The organism is Pseudomonas sp. LH21 (assembly GCF_036549575.1).
Taxonomy (GTDB): domain Bacteria; phylum Pseudomonadota; class Gammaproteobacteria; order Pseudomonadales; family Pseudomonadaceae; genus Aquipseudomonas; species Aquipseudomonas peradeniyensis.
Window position 1 is genome coordinate 1,093,869 of sequence record NZ_CP144367.1, and the last position, 23,803, is coordinate 1,117,671.

General features: G+C 64.2%; 22 protein-coding genes. 7 read left to right on the forward strand and 15 right to left on the reverse strand.

Features of this window, described 5'->3' with window-relative positions; all coding sequences use genetic code 11:
• Positions 1-158 precede the first annotated feature (158 nt).
• Positions 159-1,522, reverse strand: a protein-coding gene (locus VUG52_RS05180; protein WP_423812696.1) for an IS3 family transposase whose coding sequence is annotated in 2 segments (ribosomal slippage) — positions 159-1,034 and positions 1,037-1,522 — 1,362 coding nt in all. Because the reading frame shifts where the segments join, the coding sequence is not laid out codon by codon here.
• Between the two features lie 194 nt (positions 1,523-1,716).
• Here VUG52_RS05180 and VUG52_RS05185 point away from each other — a divergent pair.
• From VUG52_RS05185 to VUG52_RS05200, 4 genes are all read left to right on the forward strand, one after another.
• A complete protein-coding gene (locus tag VUG52_RS05185) occupies positions 1,717-2,385 on the forward strand; it encodes a FadR/GntR family transcriptional regulator (protein ID WP_050704108.1) in 669 nt (222 codons plus the stop codon).
• Positions 2,386-2,398: 13 nt separating this feature from the next.
• The gene (locus VUG52_RS05190) at positions 2,399-3,679 is read left to right on the forward strand and encodes a CynX/NimT family MFS transporter (RefSeq protein WP_050704109.1); all 1,281 of its coding nucleotides are present in this window, start codon (positions 2,399-2,401) and stop codon (positions 3,677-3,679) included.
• Between the two features lie 105 nt (positions 3,680-3,784).
• Positions 3,785-4,243 carry a nuclear transport factor 2 family protein gene (locus tag VUG52_RS05195; RefSeq protein ID WP_050704110.1) on the forward strand — a complete coding sequence of 153 codons (459 nt, stop codon included), beginning with the start codon at positions 3,785-3,787 and terminating at the stop codon, positions 4,241-4,243.
• Between the two features lie 43 nt (positions 4,244-4,286).
• Complete coding sequence (locus VUG52_RS05200) at positions 4,287-4,577, forward strand: GIY-YIG nuclease family protein (RefSeq protein WP_050704111.1); 291 nt, start codon at positions 4,287-4,289, stop codon at positions 4,575-4,577.
• A 56-nt stretch (positions 4,578-4,633) separates the two neighbouring features.
• Here VUG52_RS05200 and VUG52_RS05205 read toward each other — a convergent pair whose 3' ends face one another.
• From VUG52_RS05205 to yejK, 3 genes are all read right to left on the reverse strand, one after another.
• A complete protein-coding gene (locus VUG52_RS05205) occupies positions 4,634-4,897 on the reverse strand; it encodes a DUF3077 domain-containing protein (RefSeq protein ID WP_050704112.1) in 264 nt (87 codons plus the stop codon).
• A gap of 119 nt (positions 4,898-5,016) precedes the next feature.
• Entirely contained in the window at positions 5,017-5,259 is a 243-nt protein-coding gene (locus VUG52_RS05210; RefSeq protein ID WP_046854291.1) for a hypothetical protein, read from the reverse strand.
• Between the two features lie 431 nt (positions 5,260-5,690).
• Positions 5,691-6,698 (reverse strand): nucleoid-associated protein YejK, encoded by a 1,008-nt coding sequence (yejK, locus tag VUG52_RS05215; protein WP_050704113.1) that lies wholly within the window; start codon positions 6,696-6,698, stop codon positions 5,691-5,693.
• Positions 6,699-7,089: 391 nt separating this feature from the next.
• Between yejK and VUG52_RS05220 the strand changes: the two genes are divergently transcribed.
• Positions 7,090-7,371 (forward strand): HU family DNA-binding protein, encoded by a 282-nt coding sequence (locus VUG52_RS05220; RefSeq protein WP_011535502.1) that lies wholly within the window; start codon positions 7,090-7,092, stop codon positions 7,369-7,371.
• A gap of 50 nt (positions 7,372-7,421) precedes the next feature.
• On the opposite strand, the gene rlmF is transcribed toward VUG52_RS05220, so the two are convergent.
• From rlmF to VUG52_RS05245, 5 genes are all read right to left on the reverse strand, one after another.
• Positions 7,422-8,372: a 23S rRNA (adenine(1618)-N(6))-methyltransferase RlmF gene (gene rlmF / locus VUG52_RS05225; protein ID WP_050704114.1), complete on the reverse strand. Its 951-nt coding sequence runs from the start codon at positions 8,370-8,372 to the stop codon at positions 7,422-7,424.
• A gap of 107 nt (positions 8,373-8,479) precedes the next feature.
• Positions 8,480-11,326 (reverse strand): valine--tRNA ligase, encoded by a 2,847-nt coding sequence (locus tag VUG52_RS05230; RefSeq protein ID WP_050704115.1) that lies wholly within the window; start codon positions 11,324-11,326, stop codon positions 8,480-8,482.
• A 150-nt stretch (positions 11,327-11,476) separates the two neighbouring features.
• On the reverse strand, positions 11,477-11,851 hold the full coding sequence (locus VUG52_RS05235; RefSeq protein WP_050704116.1) for a hypothetical protein: 375 nt from the start codon (positions 11,849-11,851) through the stop codon (positions 11,477-11,479).
• Positions 11,852-11,856: 5 nt separating this feature from the next.
• On the reverse strand, positions 11,857-12,285 hold the full coding sequence (locus VUG52_RS05240; RefSeq protein WP_050704117.1) for a DNA polymerase III subunit chi: 429 nt from the start codon (positions 12,283-12,285) through the stop codon (positions 11,857-11,859).
• A gap of 51 nt (positions 12,286-12,336) precedes the next feature.
• On the reverse strand, positions 12,337-13,830 hold the full coding sequence (locus VUG52_RS05245; protein ID WP_050704118.1) for a leucyl aminopeptidase: 1,494 nt from the start codon (positions 13,828-13,830) through the stop codon (positions 12,337-12,339).
• 294 nt (positions 13,831-14,124) lie between these two features.
• Here VUG52_RS05245 and lptF point away from each other — a divergent pair, with 294 nt between their 5' ends.
• Both lptF and lptG read left to right on the forward strand, forming a co-directional pair.
• Positions 14,125-15,240: an LPS export ABC transporter permease LptF gene (gene lptF / locus VUG52_RS05250; protein ID WP_050704119.1), complete on the forward strand. Its 1,116-nt coding sequence runs from the start codon at positions 14,125-14,127 to the stop codon at positions 15,238-15,240.
• The gene (lptG, locus tag VUG52_RS05255) at positions 15,233-16,294 is read left to right on the forward strand and encodes an LPS export ABC transporter permease LptG (protein WP_050704120.1); all 1,062 of its coding nucleotides are present in this window, start codon (positions 15,233-15,235) and stop codon (positions 16,292-16,294) included. The genes lptF and lptG overlap by 8 nt, the downstream gene beginning before the upstream one ends.
• A 193-nt stretch (positions 16,295-16,487) precedes the next feature.
• On the opposite strand, the gene VUG52_RS05260 is transcribed toward lptG, so the two are convergent.
• The 6 genes from VUG52_RS05260 to gcvH all read right to left on the reverse strand — a co-directional run bounded on the left by VUG52_RS05260 (position 16,488) and on the right by gcvH (position 23,555).
• Positions 16,488-16,976, reverse strand: a complete 489-nt coding sequence (locus tag VUG52_RS05260; RefSeq protein WP_028691993.1) for an RDD family protein — start codon at positions 16,974-16,976, stop codon at positions 16,488-16,490.
• Between the two features lie 90 nt (positions 16,977-17,066).
• On the reverse strand, positions 17,067-17,279 hold the full coding sequence (locus tag VUG52_RS05265; protein ID WP_050704121.1) for a cold-shock protein: 213 nt from the start codon (positions 17,277-17,279) through the stop codon (positions 17,067-17,069).
• A 347-nt stretch (positions 17,280-17,626) separates the two neighbouring features.
• Complete coding sequence (gene gcvT, locus VUG52_RS05270; RefSeq protein WP_050704122.1) at positions 17,627-18,748, reverse strand: glycine cleavage system aminomethyltransferase GcvT; 1,122 nt, start codon at positions 18,746-18,748, stop codon at positions 17,627-17,629.
• Between the two features lie 26 nt (positions 18,749-18,774).
• On the reverse strand, positions 18,775-20,151 hold the full coding sequence (locus VUG52_RS05275; protein WP_050704123.1) for an L-serine ammonia-lyase: 1,377 nt from the start codon (positions 20,149-20,151) through the stop codon (positions 18,775-18,777).
• 153 nt (positions 20,152-20,304) lie between these two features.
• Entirely contained in the window at positions 20,305-23,160 is a 2,856-nt protein-coding gene (gene gcvP / locus VUG52_RS05280) for an aminomethyl-transferring glycine dehydrogenase (protein ID WP_050704124.1), read from the reverse strand.
• An 11-nt stretch (positions 23,161-23,171) separates the two neighbouring features.
• The gene (gcvH, locus tag VUG52_RS05285) at positions 23,172-23,555 is read right to left on the reverse strand and encodes a glycine cleavage system protein GcvH (protein WP_050704125.1); all 384 of its coding nucleotides are present in this window, start codon (positions 23,553-23,555) and stop codon (positions 23,172-23,174) included.
• Positions 23,556-23,803 lie beyond the last annotated feature (248 nt).

Genomic DNA, 23,803 nt, shown 5'->3' on the forward strand with positions numbered 1-23,803 from the left:
GGCGTTCAGCGCGGTCCTCCCGGGAGCAAGAACGGAGCGAGGGGACCCCGGAGCGCAGCGTAGGGGCCGGATGAACGGAGCGGGGCGGCTTTGGTTACTTTGGCCAAGACCAAAGTAACCCGCCGTTGAACTGACCCCCGAAAGTTGGACGGGGTACGCTATGGGTTCAGCGCTTGAGTCCGAAATTGTACCGGGCTCAAGCCATTCAGTCTTAGACTTATACGTTCTTGATTGTAGTAGGCGATGTAGTCCTCTAGCCCTGATGCCAGTTGCTCAACACTGTCAAACGATTCCAGATAGAAAAACTCGCTCTTGAGTGTACCGAAAAAGCTTTCCATCGCGGCATTGTCCAGGCAGTTGCCCTTACGCGACATGCTCTGCTGGATTTCCTTTCCGCCCAGCATATGTCGATAAGCAGGCTGTCGATATTGCCAACCTTGATCGGAGTGCAATATCGGTTTGTCATCTGGGCTCAGCCGCTCGAAAGCTTGCTCCAACATCGTCGATACCATCTTGAACTCAGGGCGCGGATTGATCTGATAGGCAAGAATTTCGCCGTTGTACAGGTCCATCACAGGTGAAAGATACAGCTTCTGCCCTTTCACCTTAAACTCAGTCACATCGGTTACCCATTTCTGATTAGGGGCTTCCGCCTTGAATTCACGCTTGAGCAGATCAGATGCAACAAGCCCTTCGGAACCTCGGTAGGAGCGATATTTCTTCACTTTTACCAGGGATTTCAGATTCATCAACTGCATCAACCGCTGCACCTTCTTGTGATTGATCACTTCGCCGTGCCGCTCAAGCACTGCGGTGATGCGGCGATAGCCGTACCGCCCCTTGTGCTTGTGATAGAGGCTATTGATGCGCTCTTTGAGAACCGCATGCTTGTCGGTCACCAACGCTTTGCTTTGGTAATAGAAGGTGCTGCGTGCCAGCCCTGCCGCGCGTAAAAGCAGAGCTAGCCGATGCTCATGCCTCAATCCTTGGACGGTCTGCGCTTTCTTGATTGCGCAGTGCTGGGGTCCGCTTGGATCAAGGCATCGAGCTTTTTTAGATAGGCATTCTCCGCACGCAGATACTCCAGCTCTTCGAGCATCTGCTCAGGTGTCAGCTCGGTATCTGCAGGGGTAGCCGGGCTTATGCTGGGTTGTTTTGATGCTTTGCGGGGCATTCGGGATTCTCGGGCACGATGCGGGTGAAGTGCTTCTACTCCGCCTTCATCGTACAGCCTTTTCCACTGCCTGATGCTACTCGGACCTCGGATATCAAACTGTATGCAGGCTTGCTGGGCTGACAGTCCGCCTTGCTCGATGCACTGCAAAACCTTCAACTTGAACTGGGCGTCGTAGTGGCTGTACTTGGTAGTCAGACCTGCTGCGCCGTGTTGCTCATAGCCCTTTATCCAACGGCGTAGCAACGATGGACTCAGGCTATGCTTCAGTGCTACCTCATGAACACTCCGTGCAGAAAGGCACTCTTCGATGAGTGCTTGCTTGAGCGCTAGATTGTATTTCGTCATGGAACACCCTCCGGTTGGAGTCAGGCGTCCAACTTTCGGGGGTCAGTTCACGTAAGGGCGGAAAGGTGACTAAATGTCGATATCGTCTACGAATGCGCATAAAAAAATCAAAACCCACGCCCTGAAATTCGAACCCAAACCCTTGCCCAATCCCCCCCCAACCGCTATCGTCCAACCCCAAGAAAATTCATCCGATGACTGGACGTACCCACCCCGTGACCCCGCTCATCAAACGCTCCCTGGTAGAACAAGCCGTAGACCAGCTCCGCGACCGCATCGCCAAGGGCACCTGGTCGATAGGCCAACGCCTACCCACAGAACCAGAGCTGGCCAGCGACCTGGGCATCAGCCGCAACACCGTCCGCGAGGCCATGCGCGTCCTGGCCTTCAGCGGCCTGGTGGAAATCCGCCAGGGCGACGGCAGCTACCTGCGTACCGCCGTGGACCCCTTGCAGGCCGTGCAGGTCATGTCCCGCTGCGCAGTCGAACACGCCCGCGAAACCCGCCATATCCTTGAAGCAGAAGCCATTGGCCTGGCCGCCATGCGCCGCACCGACGCCGACCTGCAGGCCCTGCGCGAGGCCTTGCAGCACAGCGCGGAGCACTTCCATGGCGATGTCGACGCCTACGTAGAATGCGACCTGGTCTTCCACCAGCGCCTGGTGGACGCCGCCCACAACCCCGCCCTGAGCGAGCTGTACCGCTATTTCTCCAGCGTGGTCCGCGCCGCCCTGCAGCACAACATGACCACCGTCCCCCGCTGCCAGGCCGTGTTCGACCTGCACGGGCAGATCCTCGACGCCCTCGAACAACGCGATCCGGAACGGGCCAAGCACCTGAGCCGGACCCTCATCGAATCCTGACAACGAGAAGGCCATGGCCGAACAACTGACCCGCAACACCGCTCCCCGCGAGGCGGAGCTCGACGAACTGCTGATCGACGCCGAAGCCGACGACGAGCAGGTCCAGCAACAGCCCGTGGTGCTGCGCAGGCCCTGGCTGTTGCTGTTGGGCCTGGTGCTGGTGGCGCTGAACCTGCGTCCGGCGCTGTCGAGCATGTCGCCGGTGCTCGGCCAGGTCTCCGAAGGGCTGGGGCTCAGCGCATCGCAAGCCGGGCTGCTGACCACCTTGCCGGTACTGTGCCTGGGGCTGTTCGCGCCGCTGGCGCCGATCCTGGCGCGACGCTTCGGCAGCGAGCGGGTGATCTTCGGCATTCTGCTGACCCTGGCGCTGGGCATCCTGGTGCGCAGCACCCTGGGTGCCACCGGGGTGTTCCTCGGCAGCCTGATGGCGGGGGCGAGCATCGGCATCATCGGCGTGCTGCTGCCAGGTATCGTCAAGCGCGACTTCCCCCAGCACGCCGGTACCCTGACCGGCGTCTACACCATGGCGCTGTGCCTGGGCGCCGCGATGGCCGCCGGGGCCACGGTGCCCTTGACCCGCCACTTCGATGACAGCTGGGCACTGGGGCTGGGCTTCTGGCTGCTGCCTGCCCTGCTGGCGATGCTGGTCTGGTTGCCCCAGTCCCGTCAGGGCCATGGCGTGCACAAGGTCGCCTACCGCGTGCGCGGGCTGTGGCGCGACCCGCTGGCCTGGCAGGTGACGCTGTACATGGGCCTGCAGTCGTCGCTGGCCTACATCGTGTTCGGCTGGTTGCCTTCGATCCTGATCGGTCGCGGGCTGAGCCCGACCGAGGCGGGGCTTGTGCTGTCCGGTTCGGTGATCGTGCAACTGATCAGCTCCCTGAGCGCGCCCTGGCTGGCCACGCGTGGCAAGGACCAGCGCCTCGCCATCGTGGTGGTGATGCTGGTGACCCTGGGCGGGCTGTTCGGTTGCCTGTATGCGCCGATCGAGGGGCTGTGGGGCTGGGCGATCCTGCTCGGGCTGGGGCAGGGCGGCACCTTCGCCCTGGCACTGACCCTGATCGTGCTGCGCTCCAAGGACGCCCATGTGGCGGCGAACCTGTCGAGCATGGCCCAGGGCGTGGGCTACACGCTGGCTTCCATGGGGCCGTTCGCGGTGGGCCTGGTGCATGACTTGACCGGTGGCTGGAGCGCGGTGGGCTGGATCTTCGCGGTGCTGGGCGTCGGGGCGATCCTGTTCGGTCTCGGCGCCGGGCGCGCGCTGCATGTGCAGGTCAACAGCGAGCACGTTTAAGGCGCTGGCCTGCCCCGTGATCGTCATTCACGACGCGAATGGGCATGGTGTTGCTGGCATCCAGGCAGTATCTTGCGGGTTTCGCACCTTGCGCAGGAACAGTCCATGAGCGATGCCAACAGCGCCCTGATCACCCGTTTCTACCAGGCCTTCCAGCGCCTGGATGCCGAGGCCATGGTGGCCTGCTACAGCGAAGACATCGTCTTCAGCGACCCGGTCTTCGGCACCCTGCGCGGGCGTGACGCGGGTGATATGTGGCGGATGCTCACCGCCCGCGCCAAGGACTTCACCCTGACTTTCGACGACGTGCGCAGCGATGGCGCGCACTGGGTGGCGACCTACCTGTTCAGCCAGACCGGGCGGGTGGTGGTCAACGATATCCAGGCGCGCTTCGTGATCCGCGACGGGCTGATCTGCCAACACGACGATACCTTCGGCCTGTGGCGCTGGGCACGTCAGGCACTGGGCATGCCGGGTGTGCTGCTGGGCTGGACGCCGATGCTGCAGAACAAGGTGCGCCATCAGGCGTTCAAGGGGCTTCGCGCATTCCAGCAGGCGCGCTGAGGCGTTAAGCTGGCGGCCTTCTTCCGTTGCACCGAACCGAGCCGTGAGCGAAACAGCGCCTTCCCCCGATTGCAAACCCTGGTACGTCTACCTGGTGCGTGCCGCCAATGGCTCGTTGTACTGCGGTATCAGCGACGATCCGCAGCGACGGTTCATCAAGCACCAGAAAGGGCAGGGCGCGCGCTATTTCAAGACCAGCCCGGCGCAGGCGCTGGTGTATGTGGAGCAATGGCCGGACAAGGGCGAGGCGTTGCGCCAGGAGCGGTTGGTGAAGAAGCTGCGCAAGGCGGCGAAGGAGGCGTTGGTGGCGTCCTATGCCGGACTCGGGGGGTAGTGTCCTCGCCAGGGCGCCTTGGTCCTGCACACCTATGGCGCCGCCTTGTTCCCTGTTCAGTGCTTCATGCCTAGTTCGGCATCATCCATCAATGCTTTGGCCAGGGCGCTCAGGTAATACGACGCCCAGAGTAACTGAGGCTTTTCCTCCATGATCCCGGTGATGGTCAGGTCGCGTACGCAGCCCATCAGTTCCGAGGCCTGGTCGCGGGCGTGCTGGCAGGGGATGCCGGGTTCGATGCAGAACAGCGGGTCGGTCATGCCTTCGCCCTGGTAGAACTTGGTCTTGCCGACGGTGGTGGGGGTGTTGTCTGTGGTCATGATTTTTCTCCCTGAAAGGGTCGGTGCCTGTGCGGGCGCCATCGCGGGGCAAGCCCGCTCCCACGCAGCCGAGGCCTACTGAGTGCTGGCGTGGGAGCGGGCTTGCCCCGCGATTGGGCTTAATGCAACGTCGGCGCCTGCGCCGGCATCTGTACCTGGATCAATGCCGCTTCGAGCAACACACGCAGCGACTCCATTTCATGCATCGACGCCATCATCAGCACGGCAGCCGGCGACCTGGGTTTGAGCTGCACGGCGTGATGGGCAACGGTCAAGGCGCACAGGGCGTACTCGGTGGCCTGGATGAGGGTGTCTTCGAGGGAATGAGGGTTGTGGGGTGGATCGGGGACGATCTTTAGCATTTTGGGGCACCTGGATAGGGCCACCACACGCCTGCTGTCAAACAAGAAGGTGGCAGCTGTACATGGGTTGACAGACCGGTAGGCATCCCAAAACCCGGCGCACATAAAGTGCCCCACGCACAGCCGCCATGAAGGCTAAGCCACGGGAATAAACCTAGGACGGCCTGTCAAAGCCGATCGCTGAATGTGCAGCGACTGCCCGAGACTAGAGGCCAACCCAGACCACCGCAATGGCTTGAAAGGGCTTGGGAGTATGTTTGGGAAATGGACTACAGGGAATGGGGAAAGTCTGATGAATCGGTGCTTATTTTGAGATCGCTGGGGCTGCTTTGCAGCCCTTTCGCGGCACAAGGCCGCTCCTACAAGGGGAGCGCGATTCCTGTAGGAGCGGCCTTGTGCCGCGAAAGGGGCGCAACGCGCCCCCGGCTATTTCAGTCCTTGCGCCGCTTCAACTGATCGATCAGCTGCGTCGGCAAGCCCTTGATCACCAGCGTCCCGGCTTCCTCGTCATACTCCACCTTCGACCCGAGCAAATGCGCCTCGAAGCTGATCGACAACCCCTCCGCACGCCCGGTAAAGCGCCGGAACTGGTTGAGGGTACGCTTGTCGGCCGGGATCTCCGGCGACAGCCCGTAGTCGCTGTTGCGGATATGGTCGTAGAACGCCTCGGGGCGGTCCTCGTCGATCAGGCTGGAGAGCTCCTCCAGCGTCACCGGCTCGCCCAGCTTGGTCTGGGTGGTGGCATAGTCGACCAGGGTCTGGGTCTTCTCCCGGGCAGATTCTTCCGGCAGGTCTTCTTTCTCGACGAAGTCGCTGAAAGCCTTGAGCAGGGTGCGGGTCTCGCCCGGGCCGTCGACGCCTTCCTGGCAGCCGATGAAGTCGCGGAAATAATCCGAGACCTTCTTGCCGTTCTTGCCCTTGATGAACGAGATGTACTGCTTGGAGTTCTGGTTGTTCTTCCACTCGGACAGGTTGACCCGCGCCGCCAGGTGCAGCTGGCCCAGGTCCAGGTGGCGCGACGGGGTGACGTCGAGTTCGGCGTTCACCGCCACGCCTTCGCTGTGGTGCAGCAGGGCGATGGCCAGGTACTCGGTCATGCTTTGCTGGTAATGAGCGAACAGCACGTGGCCGCCGGTGGACAGGTTGGACTCTTCCATCAGCTTCTGCAGGTGCTCGACGGCGACGCGGCTGAAGGCGGCGAAGTCCTTTTCCTCATCCAGGTACTGCTTGAGCCAGCCACTGAACGGGTAGGCGCCGGACTCGCCGTGGAAAAAGCCCCAGGCTTTGCCTTGCTTGGCGTTGTAGCTGTCGTTGAGGTCGGCCAGCAGGTTCTCGATGGCGTCGGAGGCTGCCAGTTCGCTGTCGCGCGCATGGAGCACGGCGGGGCTGCCATCGGGCTTCTTGTCGATCAGGTGAACGATGCAATGACGGATTGGCATGGAATTCTCGGTGGTCTGAGCGGTGAAAAGCCGCGCTGCAAAAGTCGCTCAGTTTACCTCAGGGTGGGGGTGATGCAGTGGCCAGATATTGGCACAAATGCCAGTTGTTCGTTTTTTGTTCATTTTTTTGCGATTTTTCCGAAAACCCCCGAAAAACCTGCACAAAATCAATGTCGACAGCGGATATTTCTCGATTCCTGTGGTAGCTTTGCGCGGTCTTGCGCCCCTTGGGTGGCGCATTGCTGGCAGATCGCTTGCGCGGTGTCGAACCAAACGCCGATTTGCGTATCTACATACGCGATCGACGCGGCCTCTGGATTGTCCCGGGCTGGCCCGACCACCGACCAAACATGCTGCACAACCTCTGATTTGATAGGGAAGGAACACCACCATGGCACTGACCAAAGACCAACTGATTGCCGACATTGCTGAATCCATCGACGCGCCGAAAACCACCGCGCGCGCTGCTCTGGAGCAACTGGGCCAGATCGTTGCCGACCAACTGGAAAACGGCGCCGAAATCACCCTGCCAGGCATCGGCAAGCTGAAAGTCTCCGAGCGTCCTGCCCGTACCGGCCGCAACCCTTCGACTGGCGCCGCCATCGAAATCGCTGCCAAGAAAGTCGTCAAGTTCGTTCCAGCCAAAGTGCTGACCGACTCGATCAACAAGTAATTGTTGATGCGTTGACGAAACCGCGCCCGGCTTGCCCGGGCGCGGTTTTTTCATGCCTGTGATTTGCGCGCGGCATGCCACTGCTGGCGTGCGCTGTCGTCCTGGAAGCTCCAGGCGACCATGCGGCTCTGCTTCTGCCCCTGGCCCATCTCGACGATGCGCAGGGCCTTCACCCCGGCCTTCTTCAAGGCCGCCTCGATACCCGGCAGGTTGCTGGCCTTGGACACCAGGCTGGTGAACCACAGCACCTGGGCCGCGTACTGAGCGCTTTCGGCGACCAGTTGGCTGACGAAGCGAATCTCGCCACCTTCGCACCACAGTTCGTTGTTCTGCCCGCCAAAGTTCAGCACTGGCAGCTTGCGCTTGTGGTCCTGCTTGCCGAGGTTCTTCCACTTGCGCTGGCTGCCGCGGGTGGCTTCCTCGCGGGAGGCGTGGAACGGCGGGTTGCACAGGGTGACGTCGAAGCGTTCGTCGGCTTGCAGCAGGCCACTGAGAATGTGCCTGGGCTGCGCTTGCTGGCGCAGGCTGATGGCCTTGTCGAGCTTGTTGGCCTGGACGATGGCCTTGGCCGAGGCCAGGGCCATGTCGTCGATGTCGGAGCCGGTGAAGCGCCAGCGGTAGTCGCTGTGGCCGAGCAGGGGGTAGATGCAGTTGGCGCCGACGCCGATATCCAGGGCGCGCACCTGGGCGCCACGGGGGATCTCGCCGGCATTGTCCTCGGCCAGCAGGTCGGCCAGCACGTGGATGTAGTCGGCGCGGCCAGGGATTGGCGGGCACAGGTAGTCGGCCGGGATGTCCCAGTGCTGGATGCCGTACTGGGCCTTGAGCAGGGCGCGGTTGAACACCCGCACGGCCTCGGGGTTGGCGAAGTCGATGCTGGGCTTGCCGTAGGGATTTGTAATGGTGAAGCGGGCCAGGTCAGGGTGTGCCTTGATCAGCGCGGGAAAGTCGTAGCGGCCCTGGTGGCGGTTGCGTGGGTGCAGGGTAGGTTTCTGAGTCATGGTTTGGTCCCGGAAAGCATCGCGGGGCAAGCCCGCTCCCACGTTCTCGCCCCTGTAGTGGGGGATGGCGTGGGAGCGGGCTTGCCCCGCGATGGCTTCACTGAATATTACAGCGCAGCAATCCGCGCATGCTGCTCGGTGAAGTTGGCCAGGGCCTGCTCCGACTCGGCCAGCTTGGCGCGTTCCTTCTCGATCACCGCAGGCGGCGCCTTGTCGACGAAGGCGGCGTTGGACAGCTTGCCACCCACGCGCTGGACCTCGCCCTGCAGGCGCTGGATCTCCTTGCTCAGGCGCGCCAGCTCCGCGTCCTTGTCGATCAGGCCGGCCATCGGTACCAGCACCTGCAGGTCACCCACCAGCGCGGTGGCCGACAGCGGCGCTTCGTCCTGCTCGCCGAGCACGGTGAACGACTCGACCTTGGCCAGCTTCTTCAGCAGGGCTTCGTTTTCCTGCAGGCGACGCTGGTCGTCGGCGTTGGCGTTCTTCAGGAACAGCGGCAGCGGCTTGCCCGGGCCGATGTTCATCTCGGCGCGGATGTTGCGCAGGCCCACCATCAGCTCCTTGAGCCACTCGATGTCGCCTTCGGCGGCGGCGTCGATGCGGCTTTCGTTCGCTTCAGGCCACGGCTGCAGCATGATGGTCTTGCCTTCGATGCCGGCCAGCGGCGCGATGCGCTGCCAGATCTCTTCGGTGATGAACGGCATGAACGGGTGCGCCAGGCGCAGGGCGACTTCCAGCACGCGCACCAGGGTGCGACGGGTGCCGCGGGCGCGCTCGACCGGGGCGTTCTCGTCCCACAGCACCGGCTTGGACAGCTCCAGGTACCAGTCGCAGTACTGGTTCCAGATGAACTCGTACAGGGCCTGGCTGGCCAGGTCGAAGCGGAACTGCTCGAGCTGGCGGGTAACCTCGGCTTCGGTGCGCTGCAGCTGCGAGATGATCCAGCGGTCGGCCAGCGACAACTCGTAGGCCTCGCCGTTCTGGCCGCAGTCCTCGCCCTTGTCCAGCACGTAGCGGGCGGCGTTCCAGATCTTGTTGCAGAAGTTGCGGTAGCCTTCGACGCGGCCCATGTCGAACTTGATGTCACGACCGGTGGAGGCCAGCGAACAGAAGGTGAAGCGCAGGGCGTCGGTGCCGTAGCTGGCGATGCCTTCGGGGAACTCGGCCTTGGTCTGCTTGGCGATCTTCTCGGCCAGCTTCGGCTGCATCATGCCGCTGGTGCGTTTTTCCAGCAGGGCGTCGAGGGTGATGCCGTCGACGATGTCCAGCGGGTCGAGGACGTTGCCCTTGGACTTGGACATCTTCTGGCCCTGGCCGTCGCGGACCAGACCGTGCACGTAGACGGTCTTGAACGGGACCTGCGGGGTGCCGTCCTCGTTCTTGATCAGGTGCATCGTCAGCATGATCATCCGGGCGACCCAGAAGAAGATGATGTCAAAGCCCGTGACCAGCACGTCGGTGGAGTGGAATTTCTTCAGGAACTCGGTCTGCTCCGGCCAGCCCAGGGTGGAGAAGGTCCACAGGCCCGAGCTGAACCAGGTGTCGAGCACGTCGTCGTCCTGGCGCAGCTTCACCTCGTTGCCCAGGTTGTGCTTGGCGCGCACTTCGGCCTCGTCACGGCCGACGTAGACCTGGCCGGCCTCGTCGTACCAGGCCGGGATGCGGTGGCCCCACCACAGCTGGCGGCTGATGCACCAGTCCTGGATATCGCGCATCCAGGAGAAGTACATGTTCTCGTACTGCTTGGGCACGAACTGGATGCGGCCGTCTTCCACGGCGGCGATGGCAGGCTCGGCCAGCGGCTTGGTGGAGACATACCACTGGTCGGTCAGCCACGGCTCGATGACGGTGCCCGAACGGTCGCCCTTCGGTACCTTCAGGGCGTGGTCGTCGATGCTGACCAGCAGGCCCTGGGCGTCCAGGTCGGCGACCATCTGCTTGCGCGCGACAAAGCGGTCGAGGCCGGCGTACTGGGCCGGCAGCGAGGTGTCGATACCTTCGTTGACGCTGCCGTCGAGGTTGAACGCCTGCACGGCGGCCAGCACGGTGGCGTTCTTGTCGAAGATATTGAGCAGCGGCAGGTTGTGGCGCTTGCCGACTTCATAGTCGTTGAAGTCGTGGGCCGGGGTGATCTTCACGCAGCCGGTGCCGAACTCCGGGTCGCAGTAGTCGTCGGCGACGATCGGGATGCGACGGCCGACCAGCGGCAGTTCGACGAACTTGCCGATCAGTGCCTGGTAGCGCTCGTCGGTCGGGTTGACCGCGACGGCGACGTCACCCAGCAGGGTTTCCGGACGGGTGGTGGCGACCACCAGGTGGTCCTTGCCTTCGGCGGTCTTGGCGCCGTCGGCCAGCGGGTAGCGCAGGTTCCACAGGTGGCCCTTCTCGTCGTGGTTTTCCACTTCGAGGTCGGAAATCGCCGTGTGCAGCTTGGTGTCCCAGTTGACCAGGCGCTTGCCGCGGTAGATCAGGCCGTCTTCGTGCAGGCGCACGAAAGCCTCTTTGACCGCTTCCGACAGGCCGTCGTCCATGGTGAAGCGCTCGCGGCTCCAGTCCACCGACGAGCCCAGGCGGCGGATCTGGCGGCTGATGTTGCCGCCCGATTGATCCTTCCACTCCCAGACCTTCTCCAGGAACTTCTCACGACCCAGGTCGTGACGGTTCTGGCCCTTGGCCTCGAGCTGGCGCTCTACCAGCATTTGGGTGGCGATACCGGCGTGGTCGGTGCCCGGCTGCCACAGGGTGTCGCGACCCTGCATGCGGCGGAAGCGGATCAGCGCGTCCATGATCGCGTTGTTGAAGCCGTGGCCCATGTGCAGGCTGCCGGTCACGTTCGGCGGCGGGATCATGATGGTGTAGGACTCGCCTGCACCTTGTGGAGCGAAATAGTTCTCGGACTCCCAGGTGTTGTACCAGGAAGTTTCGATGGCGTGCGGCTGGTAGGTCTTATCCATGCGCGGCGGGACCCTTAGGCATTAATTCGGGAAAGCCGGGAAGTATAACCAAGCTGCGCGCTTCAAGACAGGTGTAGCGCCCATCGCGGGGCAAGCCCGCTCCCACGTGTTGCCGTGGGAGCGGGCTTGCCCCGCGATCCGGACGAATGGTTACTCGGAACGCTTGAGCAACCGCTCCAGCCGCGCATCGAGGCGGCGCTTGATCTCGGTCTCGATATGCGGGGTGAAGTCGTTGATCACGTCCTGCATGATCAGTTGCGCGGCGGCGCGCAGTTCGGCGTCCAGGTGCAGCAGGGTGTCCTGCCGGCGGGTCTGGGCATCCTCTTCAGGTGCCGGGGCCGCTACCGGCGCTGCCTCGGCGACGGGCGGCGCGGGGGCCGGCTCGTCGAGCAGCAGGGGAATCTGCTCCACCGTCTCGGTCAGCAGCGGCGGTTGCAGGTCGGCGTCGCCCAGCAGCTCGCGGATCGACTCGAGGTCGTCGAGCAGGTGGGCGGAATGGGTCAGGGAGTTCAGCTGCTTGTCCATCGTCGTCAGAGTCGCTGTAAGCGGTGATCTTGCAGAGCATAGCCCTGTTCGCGGTAGAAACGGAATCGCTCGCGGGCGGCCAGGCGGATGGCCGGTTCCTCGACGACGATCTCGGCGACCCGTTCGAACTGGCCGACGAAGGCGGGGACATCGCCGCCCAGGTTGATCAGCAGGTCACGGTGTTCGCCGGCATCAGTGCCGATACCCAGCGCGACAATGGCGTCCGGGTGCTGTTCGGCGTGGTCGTGGGGCACGAAGGCCTCGCCCTTGAACTGCCACAGGCGCAGGTCGAGCTCGCCGCGTTGCGCCTCGTCCTGGCAATGCAGGTAGACCCGGTGGCCGAGGCGCCAGGCCTTTTCGCACAGCTTGCAGGCAAAATCCAGCCGCACCGACAGCGAGTCGCTGGGCAGGATGTAGAAATCGACTTTGCTCATGATCGTCCAGTGCCGGCCGGTGGCGCGCAGGGCGCCACCGGCCGTGCGCCATCAGGCGCCAGCGCGGTCCAGCAGGTACTGGGTGAGCAGCGGCACCGGGCGGCCCGAGGCGCCCTTGTCCTTGCCGCCGCTGATCCAGGCGGTGCCGGCGATGTCCAGGTGCGCCCAGTGGTAGGCCTTGGCGAAGCGCGACAGGAAGCAGCCGGCGGTGATGGTGCCGGCCTTCGGGCCACCGATGTTGGCGATGTCGGCGAACGGGCTGTCCAGTTGCTCCTGGTACTCGTCGAACAGCGGTAGCTGCCAGGCGCGGTCGTCGGCACGCTTGCCGGCGTCCAGCAGTTGGCCGACCAGCGCGTCGTCGTTGCCCATCAGGCCCGAGGTGTGGCTGCCCAGGGCGACGATGCAGGCGCCGGTCAGGGTGGCGATGTCGATCACCGCCTGCGGCTTGAAGCGCTCGGCGTAGGTGAGGGTGTCGCACAGCACCAGGCGGCCTTCGGCGTCGGTGTTGAGGATCTCGACGGTCTGCCCGCTCATGGTGGTGACGATGTCGCCCGGGCGGGTGGCGCCGCCGCTCGGCATGTTCTCGGCGCAGGCCAGCAGGCACACCAGGTTGATCGGCAGCTGCAGCTCGAGCACGGCGCGCAGGGTGCCGAACACGCTGGCGGCGCCGCACATGTCGTATTTCATCTCATCCATGCCGGCGCCAGGCTTGAGGCTGATGCCGCCGGTGTCGAAGGTGATGCCCTTGCCGACCAGCACGAACGGTTTCTCGCTCTTCTTGCCGCCCTGGTAGTTGAGCACGATCAGCCGCGGTGGCTGGTCGCTGCCCTGGCCCACGGCGTAGAACGCGCCCATGCCCAGGTCCTTGATCTTCTTCTCGTCCAGCACCTCGACCTTGAGGCCCTTGTGCGCCTTGCCCAGGTCCTTGGCCTGTTCGGCGAGGAAGCTCGGGTGGCAGACGTTCGGCGGCAGGTTGCCCAGGTCGCGGGTGAAGGCCATGCCGGTGGCGATGGCGCTGGCGTGCTTCACGGCGCGCTCGGCCTCGGCCTGGCCGGCCTTGGCGGTGAGCAGGGTGACTTTCTTGATGGCGCGGGGCTCGGCCTTCTGGCTCTTGTAGCGGTCGAATACGTAGTTGCCGTCGAGCAGGGTCTCGGCCAGCAGGCGGTACTTGCCGTAGTGGCCGTCGCGGCCGGTGACGGCGATGTCGTCCAGGGCCAGCACGGCATCACTGCCGCCCAGGCCCTTGAGTACGCCTGCGACGCTGGCGACCAGCTTGCGCCAGGCGCGATCGCCGAGGGCTTCGTCCTTGCCGCTGCCGACCAGCAGCACGCGCTCGGCCTTCAGGCCCGGCAGGTTGTGCAGCAGCAGGGTCTGGCCCGGCTTGCCGGCCAGGTCGCCACGCTTGAGCAGCGCGCTGATCGCGCCTTCGCTGGCCTGGTCGACGGCCTTGGCGGTGGCGCCGAGCTTGCGCCCTTCACCGACGGGTACGACCAAGGTCGCGGTCTTGACGGATACAGCGGCTACGCTCTTTACAACCAATTCCATGTCTGGGGTCCCCGAATGATCTGTCTGTCAGTGGGCGCTGTCTTTCGCAAGCGCTCGGAACACGCGGCTGGCGGGCGATGCCTGCCAGCGGAAAAGCTGCCAGTTTGAGCCTGCCGCGACCACGATGACAACCCCGATATGCGCCATGCTGCGTGGCCAAGTGACAGGCGCCGTCAATCACAGGATAATGCGCGCACTTTTACATGGAGGTTCGCCTTGGCGAACCGGCATTGGTCTTGGCTGTCCGAATCGTTCGTTTGGCTGTCCGCCCCTGACAACCCAGGAGTGTCTGGTTTGATCGTCTTTCGTTATCTGTCCCGCGAGGTCCTGGTGACCTTGAGCGCCGTCAGCGCCGTGCTGCTGGTGATCATCATGAGCGGGCGCTTCATCAAGTACCTGGCCCAGGCGGCCCAGGGCGCGCTCGATCCTAGCGTGCTGTTCATGATCATGGGGTTCCGCCTGCCGGGCTTCCTGCAACTGATCCTGCCGCTGGGGCTGTTCCTCGGCATCCTGCTCGCCTATGGCCGGTTGTATCTCGAAAGCGAGATGACCGTGCTGTCGGCCACCGGCATGAGCCAGCAGCGCCTGCTGACCGTGACCATGGTGCCGGCGGCGCTGGTGGCCCTGCTGGTCGCCTGGCTGAGCCTGAGCCTGGCGCCCCTGGGCGTTGCCCAGGTGCAGAAGATCATCGCCCAGCAGGATGCCCTGACCGAGTTCGACACCCTGGTGCCGGGCCGTTTCCAGACCCTGCGCGACGGTTCCCGGGTGACCTACACCGAGCAACTGTCCGATGACCGCATCAAGCTCGGCGGGGTGTTCATCTCCGAGAAGCGCTTCAACCAGGACAAGACCAAGGACCGCGCGCCTTCGGTGCTGGTTGCCGAGAAGGGCCACCAGGAAGTGCAGGCCGACGGCAACCGTTATCTGGTGCTGGAGAACGGCTACCGCTACGACGGCAACCCGGGCCAGGCCGACTACCGGGCGATCAAGTACGACACCTATGGCGTGCTGCTGCCCAAGCCGGAAGTCGCCGAGGAAGTCACCGAGCGCGAAGCGATCCCGACGTCCGAACTGTTCGGACATGAAGGCATTCGCGAGCGTGCCGAGCTGCAATGGCGCCTGTCGCTGCCACTGCTGGTGTTCGTCGTGACCTTGCTGGCTGTGCCGCTGTCGCGCGTCAATCCACGCCAGGGCCGCTTCCTCAAGTTGCTGCCGGCGATCCTTTTGTACATGGCCTATCTGACGATGCTGATTTCCGTGCGTAGCGCCCTGGAGAAGGGCAAGCTGCCCATCTCGCTGGGCATGTGGTGGGTCCATGGCCTGTTCCTGCTGATCGGCCTGGCGCTGATGTACTGGGAGCCGCTGCGTCTCAAGCGCGCCGCCCGTCGTGCGGAGGTGGCCCGTGGTTAAACTGGACCGCTACATCGGCAAGAGCGTGCTGCTGGCGATCGCCGCCGTGCTGGGCATCATCCTTGGCCTGGCCTCGCTGTTCGCCCTGATCGACGAACTGAACGACCTGAGCGCGACCTACACCTTCATGGACGCTGGCAGCTTCGTCCTGCTGACCGCGCCGCGCCGGCTTTACGACATGCTGCCGATGGCGGCCCTGATCGGCTGCCTGATCGGCCTGGGCAGCCTGGCCAGCAGCAGCGAATTGACCATCATGCGTGCCGCCGGCGTGTCCATCGGCCGCATCGTCTGGGCGGTGATGAAGCCGATGCTGGTGCTGATGCTGGTCGGCCTGCTGATCGGCGAGTACGTGGCCCCGGTGACCGAGAACAAGGCCCAGGCCGACCGTTCGCTGGCCCAGGGCGGTGGCGAGGCGCAAAGCTCCAAGCGCGGCATGTGGCACCGCCAGGGCGAGGAGTTCGTGCACATCAACTCGGTGCAGCCCAATGGCCTGCTGCTGGGCGTGACCCGCTACCGTTTCGACGCCGAGCGCAAGATCCAGACCTCCAGCTTCGCCCGCCGGGCGCAGTATGTGGAAGGCAAGTGGATGCTCAACGATGTCTCCACCACCTACTTCCGCGGCGACCACACCGAAGTGGTCAAGAGCCCCGAGGAAGTGTGGGACGTCTCGGTGACACCGGAGCTGCTCAATACCGTGGTGCTGGCGCCGGAGTCGCTGTCGATCACCGGGCTGTGGGACTACATCCACTACCTGGCCGACCAGGGGCTGAACAACTCGCGTTACTGGCTGGCGTTCTGGACCAAGGTCCTGCAGCCGTTGGTTACTGCGGCGCTGGTGTTGATGGCGATCTCGTTCATCTTCGGCCCGCTGCGTTCCGTGACCCTGGGTCAGCGCGTGTTCACCGGCGTGCTGGTGGGCTTCGTGTTCCGTATCGCCGGGGACCTGCTGGGGCCATCGAGCCAGGTGTTCGGCTTCCCGCCGTTGCTGGCGGTGGTGATCCCGGCGGGGATCTGTGCGCTGGCTGGTTTGTGGTTGATGCGTCGGGCCGGATAATGGCCTGAGCTGCAAAAAAAAGCCGACCCTTGGGTCGGCTTTTTTGTGAGCAGGACTGTTGTAGGAGCGGCCTTGTGCCGCGAAAGGGGCCGCAGAGCGGCACAAGGATCTACGCCACGATACGAATCGCCGGGGCCGCTTTGCGGCCCTTTCGCGGCACAAGGCCGCTCCTACAGGGTGGTCGTCGTCCGGGCTACTTCTTGCGCTTGGGCAGACGCACCAGCTGTGTCTCGGAGTAAATGTCGTGCCAACTGCGCTGGCGCTTGTCGATCAGCGACCAGAAGAACCCCAGCCCCAGGCACAGCCAGGAGGCGATGGACACCAGGAAGCGCAGCAGCGCCTGCCACAGGCTGATGGCGCTGCCGTCGGCGTTCTGCACGCGCACGCCCCACACCTGCATGCCCAGGGTCTGGCCGCCGTGGGTCCAGAACTTGGCGAAGAAGCCGAACAGGGCGAACAGCAGGATCGTCGACAGCAGCGGGTCGCCATCCAGTGCACCGGCCTCGGTCAGTTCGCGCATGCGTGCCTCGCCGATGATCGCCATCTGGATCATCTTGTAGGCGCCGGCGGTGACGATCAGCAGGGCGGTACACAGCAGGAAGTCATAGAACATCGCCGCCAGCCGGCGACCCAGGCCGACGGGGGGGAAATCACCCTGGGGTGAGAGCAGGGGCTTGGACATGCAGGACGGCTCCGAATGACGAAGCCGCCATTCTACGGGCAAAAAAAAACCCCTGCACTTGGCAGGGGCTTTTTGAATTCGGGTAATCGCTTAAGCGACAACCTGAACTTTGTCAGCCTGCAGGCCTTTCTGGCCTTGCACGGCTTCGAAGGTGACTTTCTGGCCTTCTTTCAGGCTCTTGAAGCCGTTGCCTTCGATGGCACGGAAGTGAACAAACAGATCAGCACCGCTCTCAGGGGTGATGAAGCCGTAACCTTTCTCGTCATTGAACCACTTGACGGTACCGTTCTGACGCTCAGCCATTGTCTTATTTCCTATGAAACTTGAATTTTGATGACAGTTTCTTTCACGCATTTGTAAGTGAAAGACTACTGGGCTGGGTTGCAGGAAAGTAAGAGACGTCGAACGGGTTGTAGCAGATTGCGGCTACTGGCCCAGGTCACGAACTGTTGCGACCCATGCAAACACAGTGCGATGACTCTACGCCAACTGCCGAGCGAAAAACAAGCCCTTGCGGGGGGTGAAAATCAGGGTTTTCCCGATAACCGAACGATTTGTCGGAAACGGCGTGGCGCCTGGGCTGGCGCTATGTTCAGAAGTTATTGGACAGGTTCGAAAACGAATATGTCGAACCCGTCCAATCCACTCATTCAGCCACGGTAGTAACGTTGTGCCACGAAAGGCATTTTGCTGACCTTCAGGGCAACTTGCTTGCCACGGACGACGGCAAACAACGCCGTGTCGAGGGCCGCATGTTCGCTATCGACATAGCCCATGGCCACGGGCGCGCCGAGCGTCGGACCGAAGCCGCCGCTGCACACTTCGCCGACCACCTTGCCAGCCTGGTCGACGATCTGCGCGCCCTCACGCACCGGCGTGCGTTCCTGGGGCAGCAGGCCGACCCGCTTGCGCGCCACGCCAGCCTGTTGCTGGGCGAACACGGTGTCTGCCCCAGGGAAGCCACCAGCGCGCGTGCCATCGGCGCGGCGCACCTTGGAGATGGCCCACAGCAGGCTGGCCTCGATCGGGGTAGTGGTGGTGTCCATGTCGTGGCCGTACAGGCACAGGCCGGCTTCCAGGCGCAGCGAGTCGCGCGCGCCCAGGCCGATCGGCTGGACCTCGGGCTCGGCCAGCAGGCGGCGGGCCAGGGCTTCGGCGGCGGCGGCCGGCACCGAGATCTCGTAGCCGTCCTCGCCGGTATAGCCCGAGCGGCTGACGAAGCAGTCGTTGCCGAGCAGGCTGACCGGGCGGAACTGCATGAAGGTCATGCCGGCCACTTCCGGGGCCAGGCGCTCCAGCACCTTGACCGCCGCCGGACCTTGCAGGGCGAGCAGGGCGCGTTCCTCGAATAGTGGCTGGATCTCGCAGCGATCAGCGATATGTTTGCGCAGGTGCGCCAGGTCCTGGTCCTTGCAGGCGGCGTTGACCACCAGGAACAGGGTGTCGTCACCGAGGTTGGCGACCATCAGGTCGTCGAGGATGCCGCCCTCGGCGTTGGTGAACATGGCGTAGCGCTGCATGCCCACCGGCAGGTCGACGATGTCCACCGGCACCAGGGTTTCCAGGGCACGGGCGGCGTCGCTGCCGCGCAGGATGATCTGACCCATGTGCGAGACGTCGAACAGGCCGGCCTGCTCGCGGGTGTGCAGGTGCTCCTTGAGCACGCCCAGCGGGTACTGCACCGGCATGTCGTAGCCGGCGAAGGGCACCATGCGCGCGCCCAGTTCCAGGTGCAGGGCGTGCAGCGGGGTCTTGTGCAGTGTTTCGGACATCGGTGACTCCTCGTTTTTTGTTCGGGTCAACATTCGATGATGTTGACGGCCAGACCGCCGCGGGCGGTCTCCTTGTATTTGCTTTTCATGTCGGCGCCGGTCTGGCGCATGGTGCGGATGACCTTGTCGAGGGAGACGTAGTGCTGCCCGTCGCCGCGCAGGGCCATGCGCACCGCGTTGATCGCTTTCACCGAGCCCATGGCGTTGCGCTCGATGCAGGGCACCTGGACCAGCCCGCCGATGGGGTCGCAGGTCAGGCCCAGGTTGTGTTCCATGCCGATCTCGGCGGCGTTCTCCACCTGCTGCGGGCTGCCGCCCATCACTTCGCACAGGGCGCCGGCGGCCATCGAGCAGGCCACGCCGACCTCGCCCTGGCAGCCGACCTCGGCGCCGGAGATCGACGCATTTTCCTTGTAGAGGATGCCGATCGCCGCCGCGGTGAGCAGGAAGCGCACCACCCCGTCCTCATTGGCGCCAGGGACGAAGCGCATGTAGTAGTGCAACACCGCCGGGACGATGCCGGCGGCGCCGTTGGTCGGTGCGGTGACCACCCGCCCGCCATAAGCGTTCTCCTCGTTCACCGCCAGGGCATAGAGGTTGACCCAGTCGAGCACCGACAGCGCGTCACGCAGGCTGGCCTCCGGATGACGGCTGAGCTGGCGGTACAGCGCCGGCGCCCGGCGCTTGACCTTGAGCCCGCCGGGCAGGATGCCCTCATGCCTGCAACCCGCCTCGACGCAGTCCTGCATCACCTGCCAGATGCGCAGCAGGCCGGCGCGGGTCTCGGCCTCCGGGCGCCAGGCGGCTTCGTTGGCCAGCATCACCTGGCTGAACGACAGCTGCTGGGTGGTGCAATGGGCCAGCAGTTCCTTGCCGGTCTTGAACGGGTAGGCCAGCACGGTGCTGTCCTCGACGATGCGGTCGTGGCCTGCGGCCTCCTCGTCGACCACGAAGCCGCCGCCCACCGAGTAGTACTCGCGGCTGCGGATCTGCAGGCCGGCGGCGTCGAAGGCGCGGAAGATCATGCCGTTGGGGTGGTAGTCCAGCGGCTTGCGGATCATCGCCAGGTGCTGCTTCTCGACGAAGACGATTTCATGTTCGCCGAGCAGGCGCAGGCGGCCGCTGTCGCGGATCGCCTGCAGGCGGGCGGGTATGGTTTCGGTGTCGACGGTATCGGGATGTTCGCCTTCCAGGCCCAGCAGCACGGCCTTGTCGCTGCCGTGACCCTTGCCGGTGGCGCCGAGCGAGCCGTACAGCTCGGCCTTGACGCTGACCGTGCCGTCCAGCAGGCCGTCACGGCGCAGGCCTTCGGCGAAGCGCGCGGCGGCGCGCATCGGGCCGACTGTGTGCGAGCTGGAGGGGCCGATGCCGATCTTGAACAGGTCGAAGACGCTCAGGGACATGGTGATCTCCTAACCGGCTCTTGGGGTTGATGGTGACCCTGTGGGAGCGGGTTTACCCGCGAATGCGTCGGTGAATTCACTATTGCATTCGCGGGTAAACCCGCTCCCACAGGGGCCGAGGCCCGCCTCACAGGTGTGGGCAGGCCTGGGCTATCAGACGTCCTGATAGCTCTCGATCGACGGGCAGGCGCAGACCAGGTTGCGGTCGCCGAACACGTTGTCGACTCGGCCCACCGGTGGCCAGTACTTGCCTTCCACCAGGCTCGGCAGCGGGTACACCGCCTGCTCGCGGCTGTAGCCGTGGGTCCATTCGCCGGCCAGCTCCGCCGCGGTGTGCGGGGCGTTCTTCAGCGGGTTGTCGTCCTTGTCCAGGCTGCCATTCTCGACGGCGCGAATTTCCTCGCGGATCTGGATCATCGCGTTGCAGAAGCGGTCCAGTTCCTCTTTGGACTCGCTTTCGGTCGGTTCGATCATCAGCGTGCCGGCCACCGGGAAGGACATGGTCGGGGCGTGGAAGCCGAAGTCGATCAGGCGCTTGGCCACGTCGTCGACGCTGATGCCGCTGGTGTCCTTGAGCGGACGCAGGTCGAGGATGCACTCATGCGCCACCAGGCCGTTGCCGCCGGTGTACAGCACAGGATAGTGCTCTTCCAGGCGACGGGCGATGTAGTTGGCGTTGAGGATCGCCATCTGCGAGGCGCGCTTGAGGCCCGCGCCACCCATCATGCGAATGTACATCCAGGTGATCGGCAGAATGCTGGCGCTGCCGAACGGTGCGGCGCACACGGCACCGGCAGTGTTCTCCAGCGTCGCGTGGCCGGGAAGGAACGGCACCAGGTGCGACTTGACGCCGATCGGGCCGACGCCCGGGCCGCCACCGCCGTGGGGGATGCAGAAGGTCTTGTGCAGGTTCAGGTGCGAGACGTCGCCGCCGAACTTGCCCGGGGCACACAGGCCGACCATGGCGTTCATGTTGGCGCCGTCGATGTACACCTGGCCGCCGTTGTCATGGATGATCGCGCAGATCTCGCCGATGGCTTCCTCGAACACGCCGTGGGTCGACGGGTAGGTGATCATGATCGCCGCCAGGCGCTCGCGGTGCTCGATGGCCTTGGCGCGCAGGTCGTCGATGTCGACGTTGCCGCGGGCGTCGCAGGCGGTGACCACCACGCGCATGCCGGCCATGTGCGCAGTGGCGGGGTTGGTGCCGTGGGCCGAGGACGGGATCAGGCAGATGTCGCGGTGGCTGTCACCGCGGCTGCGGTGGTAGGCACGGATCGCCAGCAGGCCTGCGTACTCGCCCTGGGAACCGGCGTTGGGCTGCAGCGACACGGCGTCATAGCCGGTGGCGGCGCAGAGCATGGCTTCCAGCTCGGTGGTCATCTGCAGGTAGCCCTGGCTCTGCTCGGCCGGGGCGAACGGGTGCAGGTTGCCGAACTCGGCCCAGGTCACCGGGATCATCTCACTGGCGGCGTTGAGCTTCATGGTGCACGAGCCCAGCGGGATCATGCTGCGGTCCAGCGCCAGGTCCTTGTCGGCCAGGCGGCGCAGGTAGCGCATCAGCTCGGTTTCGCTGTGATAGCGGTTGAACACCGGGTGCTCGAGGATGGCCGACTGGCGCAGCAGGCCAGCCGGCAGGCGCACGGCGACAGTGTTGGCCAGGGCGGTGAAGTCAGGGGTGGCCTGGCCGTCGGCGAACAGCTGCCACAGGGCCTCGACATCGGCCTGGCTGCTGGTTTCGTCCAGCGACAGGCCCAGCTGGGTGATGTCGACCTGGCGCAGGTTGATGCCCTGGGCGCGGGCCTTGTCGTGCAGGGCGGCGGTGGCGCTGCCGGTGGCCAGGGTCAGGGTGTCGAAGAACTCGTCGGTGACAACTTTCACGCCCAGCTTGGTCAGGCCGGTGGCGAGGATCGCGGTCAGCGCGTGGGTGCGTTCGGCGATGCGCTTGAGGCCGGCCGGGCCGTGGTACACGGCGTACATGCTGGCGATGTTGGCCAGCAGCACCTGGGCGGTGCAGATGTTGCTGGTGGCCTTCTCGCGGCGGATGTGCTGTTCGCGGGTCTGCATGGCCAGGCGCAGGGCGCTCTTGCCGAAGCGGTCGATCGACACGCCGACCAGGCGGCCCGGCATGTCACGCTTGAACGCATCGCGGGTGGCGAAGTAGGCCGCGTGCGGGCCACCGAAGCCCAGCGGCACACCAAAGCGCTGGGCGCTGCCAATGGCCACGTCGGCGTCGAACTCGCCTGGCGGGGTGAGCAGGGTCAGGGCCAGCAGGTCGGCGGCCACGGCCACCAGGGCGCCGGTGGCGTGGAAGCGCTGCACCACTTCGCGGTAGTCGAACACGTCACCGTTGCTGGCCGGGTATTGCAGCAAGGCGCCGAAGTAGGCGCTGACGTCGCCCAGTTCACGTTCGTCGCCCACCACCACCTCGATGCCCAGCGGCTCGGCACGGGTGCGCAGCACGTCGAGGGTCTGCGGGTGGCTGTGCACGGAGGCGAAGAAGGCGTGGCTGGCCTTGTTCTTCGACAGGCGCTTGCAGAAGGTCATGGCTTCGGCGGCGGCGGTGGCCTCGTCGAGCAGGGAGGCGTTGGCGATCGGCAGGCCGGTGAGGTCGCTGATCAGGGTCTGGAAGTTCAGCAGCGCTTCCAGGCGGCCTTGGGAGATCTCTGGCTGGTACGGGGTGTAGGCGGTGTACCAGGCCGGGTTTTCCAGGAGGTTGCGCAGGATCGGCGCCGGGGTGTGGGTGTTGTAATAGCCCTGGCCGATGTAGCTCTTGAACAGCTGGTTCTTGCCGGCAATGGCTTTCAGCGCGGCGAGGGCATCGGCCTCGCTCTGGCCGTCTTCGCTGCCGAGCACGCTGGTGCCCTTGATGCTGTCGGGGATGACTGCGGCGGTCATGGCCTCCAGCGAGTCGAAGCCCAGGGTGGTGAGCATGGCTTGCTCGTCAGCGGCGCGCGGGCCGATGTGACGGGCGATGAATTCGTTGGCGGTGCCGAGGTTGAGGGTCATGGTGCGGTACCTCAGGCGTCGTCGTTGGCTTTGAGCAGGCGGTCGTAGGCAGCCTGGTCGAGCAGGGCGGCCACTTGGCTCATGTCGGCGGGGATGAAGCGGAAGAACCAGCCTTCGCCCAGCGGGTCTTCGTTGACCAGCTCGGGGCTGTCGTTCAGGCCTTCATTGACAGCGACCACTTCACCGGTCAGCGGCATGTACACGCCGCTGGCGGCTTTGACCGATTCCACGGTGGAGGCTTCGGCGCCCTTGTCGTACTGCTGCAGTTCCGGCAGTTGCACATAGACCACGTCGCCGAGGGCGTTCTGGGCGTAGGCGGTAATGCCCACGGTGACGCTGCCATCGGCTTCGACGCGCAGCCATTCGTGATCTTCGGTGAAACGCAACTCGCTCATGGGAATTCCTCGGGAAGCAGGGGGCGTTGGGCGCGGTAGGCTCCGCGCTCTTAAGGTTGGAATTCCCTTAGCAATAATGCGGCCAGATAACAAAAATCCTTATTAATCAATAAGTTAATTATATTTCGTAGGTTTTATGTCATTCGCTTGGAACGAAATCGATACAGATGAGCAGGAAATCAAAAGCGTTGCAGGATCAAACCCTTGCAAAGGCGCATGCAAATGGATGTGTATCGATATCGTTACGT

Excerpts from the sequence above, each read along its gene's own strand:
- VUG52_RS05220 (WP_011535502.1), top strand. The coding sequence starts at position 7,090 with ATGGCACTGACCAAAGACCAACTGATTGCCGACATTGCTGAATCCATC.
- VUG52_RS05275 (WP_050704123.1), bottom strand. The coding sequence starts at position 20,151 with ATGTCCCTGAGCGTCTTCGACCTGTTCAAGATCGGCATCGGCCCCTCC.
- VUG52_RS05265 (WP_050704121.1), bottom strand. The coding sequence starts at position 17,279 with ATGGCTGAGCGTCAGAACGGTACCGTCAAGTGGTTCAATGACGAGAAA.
- VUG52_RS05185 (WP_050704108.1), top strand. The coding sequence starts at position 1,717 with ATGACTGGACGTACCCACCCCGTGACCCCGCTCATCAAACGCTCCCTG.
- rlmF (WP_050704114.1), bottom strand. The coding sequence starts at position 8,372 with ATGACTCAGAAACCTACCCTGCACCCACGCAACCGCCACCAGGGCCGC.
- VUG52_RS05235 (WP_050704116.1), bottom strand. The coding sequence starts at position 11,851 with ATGGACAAGCAGCTGAACTCCCTGACCCATTCCGCCCACCTGCTCGAC.
- VUG52_RS05240 (WP_050704117.1), bottom strand. The coding sequence starts at position 12,285 with ATGAGCAAAGTCGATTTCTACATCCTGCCCAGCGACTCGCTGTCGGTG.
- gcvT (WP_050704122.1), bottom strand. The coding sequence starts at position 18,748 with ATGTCCGAAACACTGCACAAGACCCCGCTGCACGCCCTGCACCTGGAA.
- VUG52_RS05205 (WP_050704112.1), bottom strand. The coding sequence starts at position 4,897 with ATGACCACAGACAACACCCCCACCACCGTCGGCAAGACCAAGTTCTAC.
- VUG52_RS05245 (WP_050704118.1), bottom strand. The coding sequence starts at position 13,830 with ATGGAATTGGTTGTAAAGAGCGTAGCCGCTGTATCCGTCAAGACCGCG.
- gcvP (WP_050704124.1), bottom strand. The coding sequence starts at position 23,160 with ATGACCCTCAACCTCGGCACCGCCAACGAATTCATCGCCCGTCACATC.
- yejK (WP_050704113.1), bottom strand. The coding sequence starts at position 6,698 with ATGCCAATCCGTCATTGCATCGTTCACCTGATCGACAAGAAGCCCGAT.
- VUG52_RS05190 (WP_050704109.1), top strand. The coding sequence starts at position 2,399 with ATGGCCGAACAACTGACCCGCAACACCGCTCCCCGCGAGGCGGAGCTC.
- gcvH (WP_050704125.1), bottom strand. The coding sequence starts at position 23,555 with ATGAGCGAGTTGCGTTTCACCGAAGATCACGAATGGCTGCGCGTCGAA.
- VUG52_RS05230 (WP_050704115.1), bottom strand. The coding sequence starts at position 11,326 with ATGGATAAGACCTACCAGCCGCACGCCATCGAAACTTCCTGGTACAAC.
- VUG52_RS05210 (WP_046854291.1), bottom strand. The coding sequence starts at position 5,259 with ATGCTAAAGATCGTCCCCGATCCACCCCACAACCCTCATTCCCTCGAA.
- VUG52_RS05260 (WP_028691993.1), bottom strand. The coding sequence starts at position 16,976 with ATGTCCAAGCCCCTGCTCTCACCCCAGGGTGATTTCCCCCCCGTCGGC.
- VUG52_RS05195 (WP_050704110.1), top strand. The coding sequence starts at position 3,785 with ATGAGCGATGCCAACAGCGCCCTGATCACCCGTTTCTACCAGGCCTTC.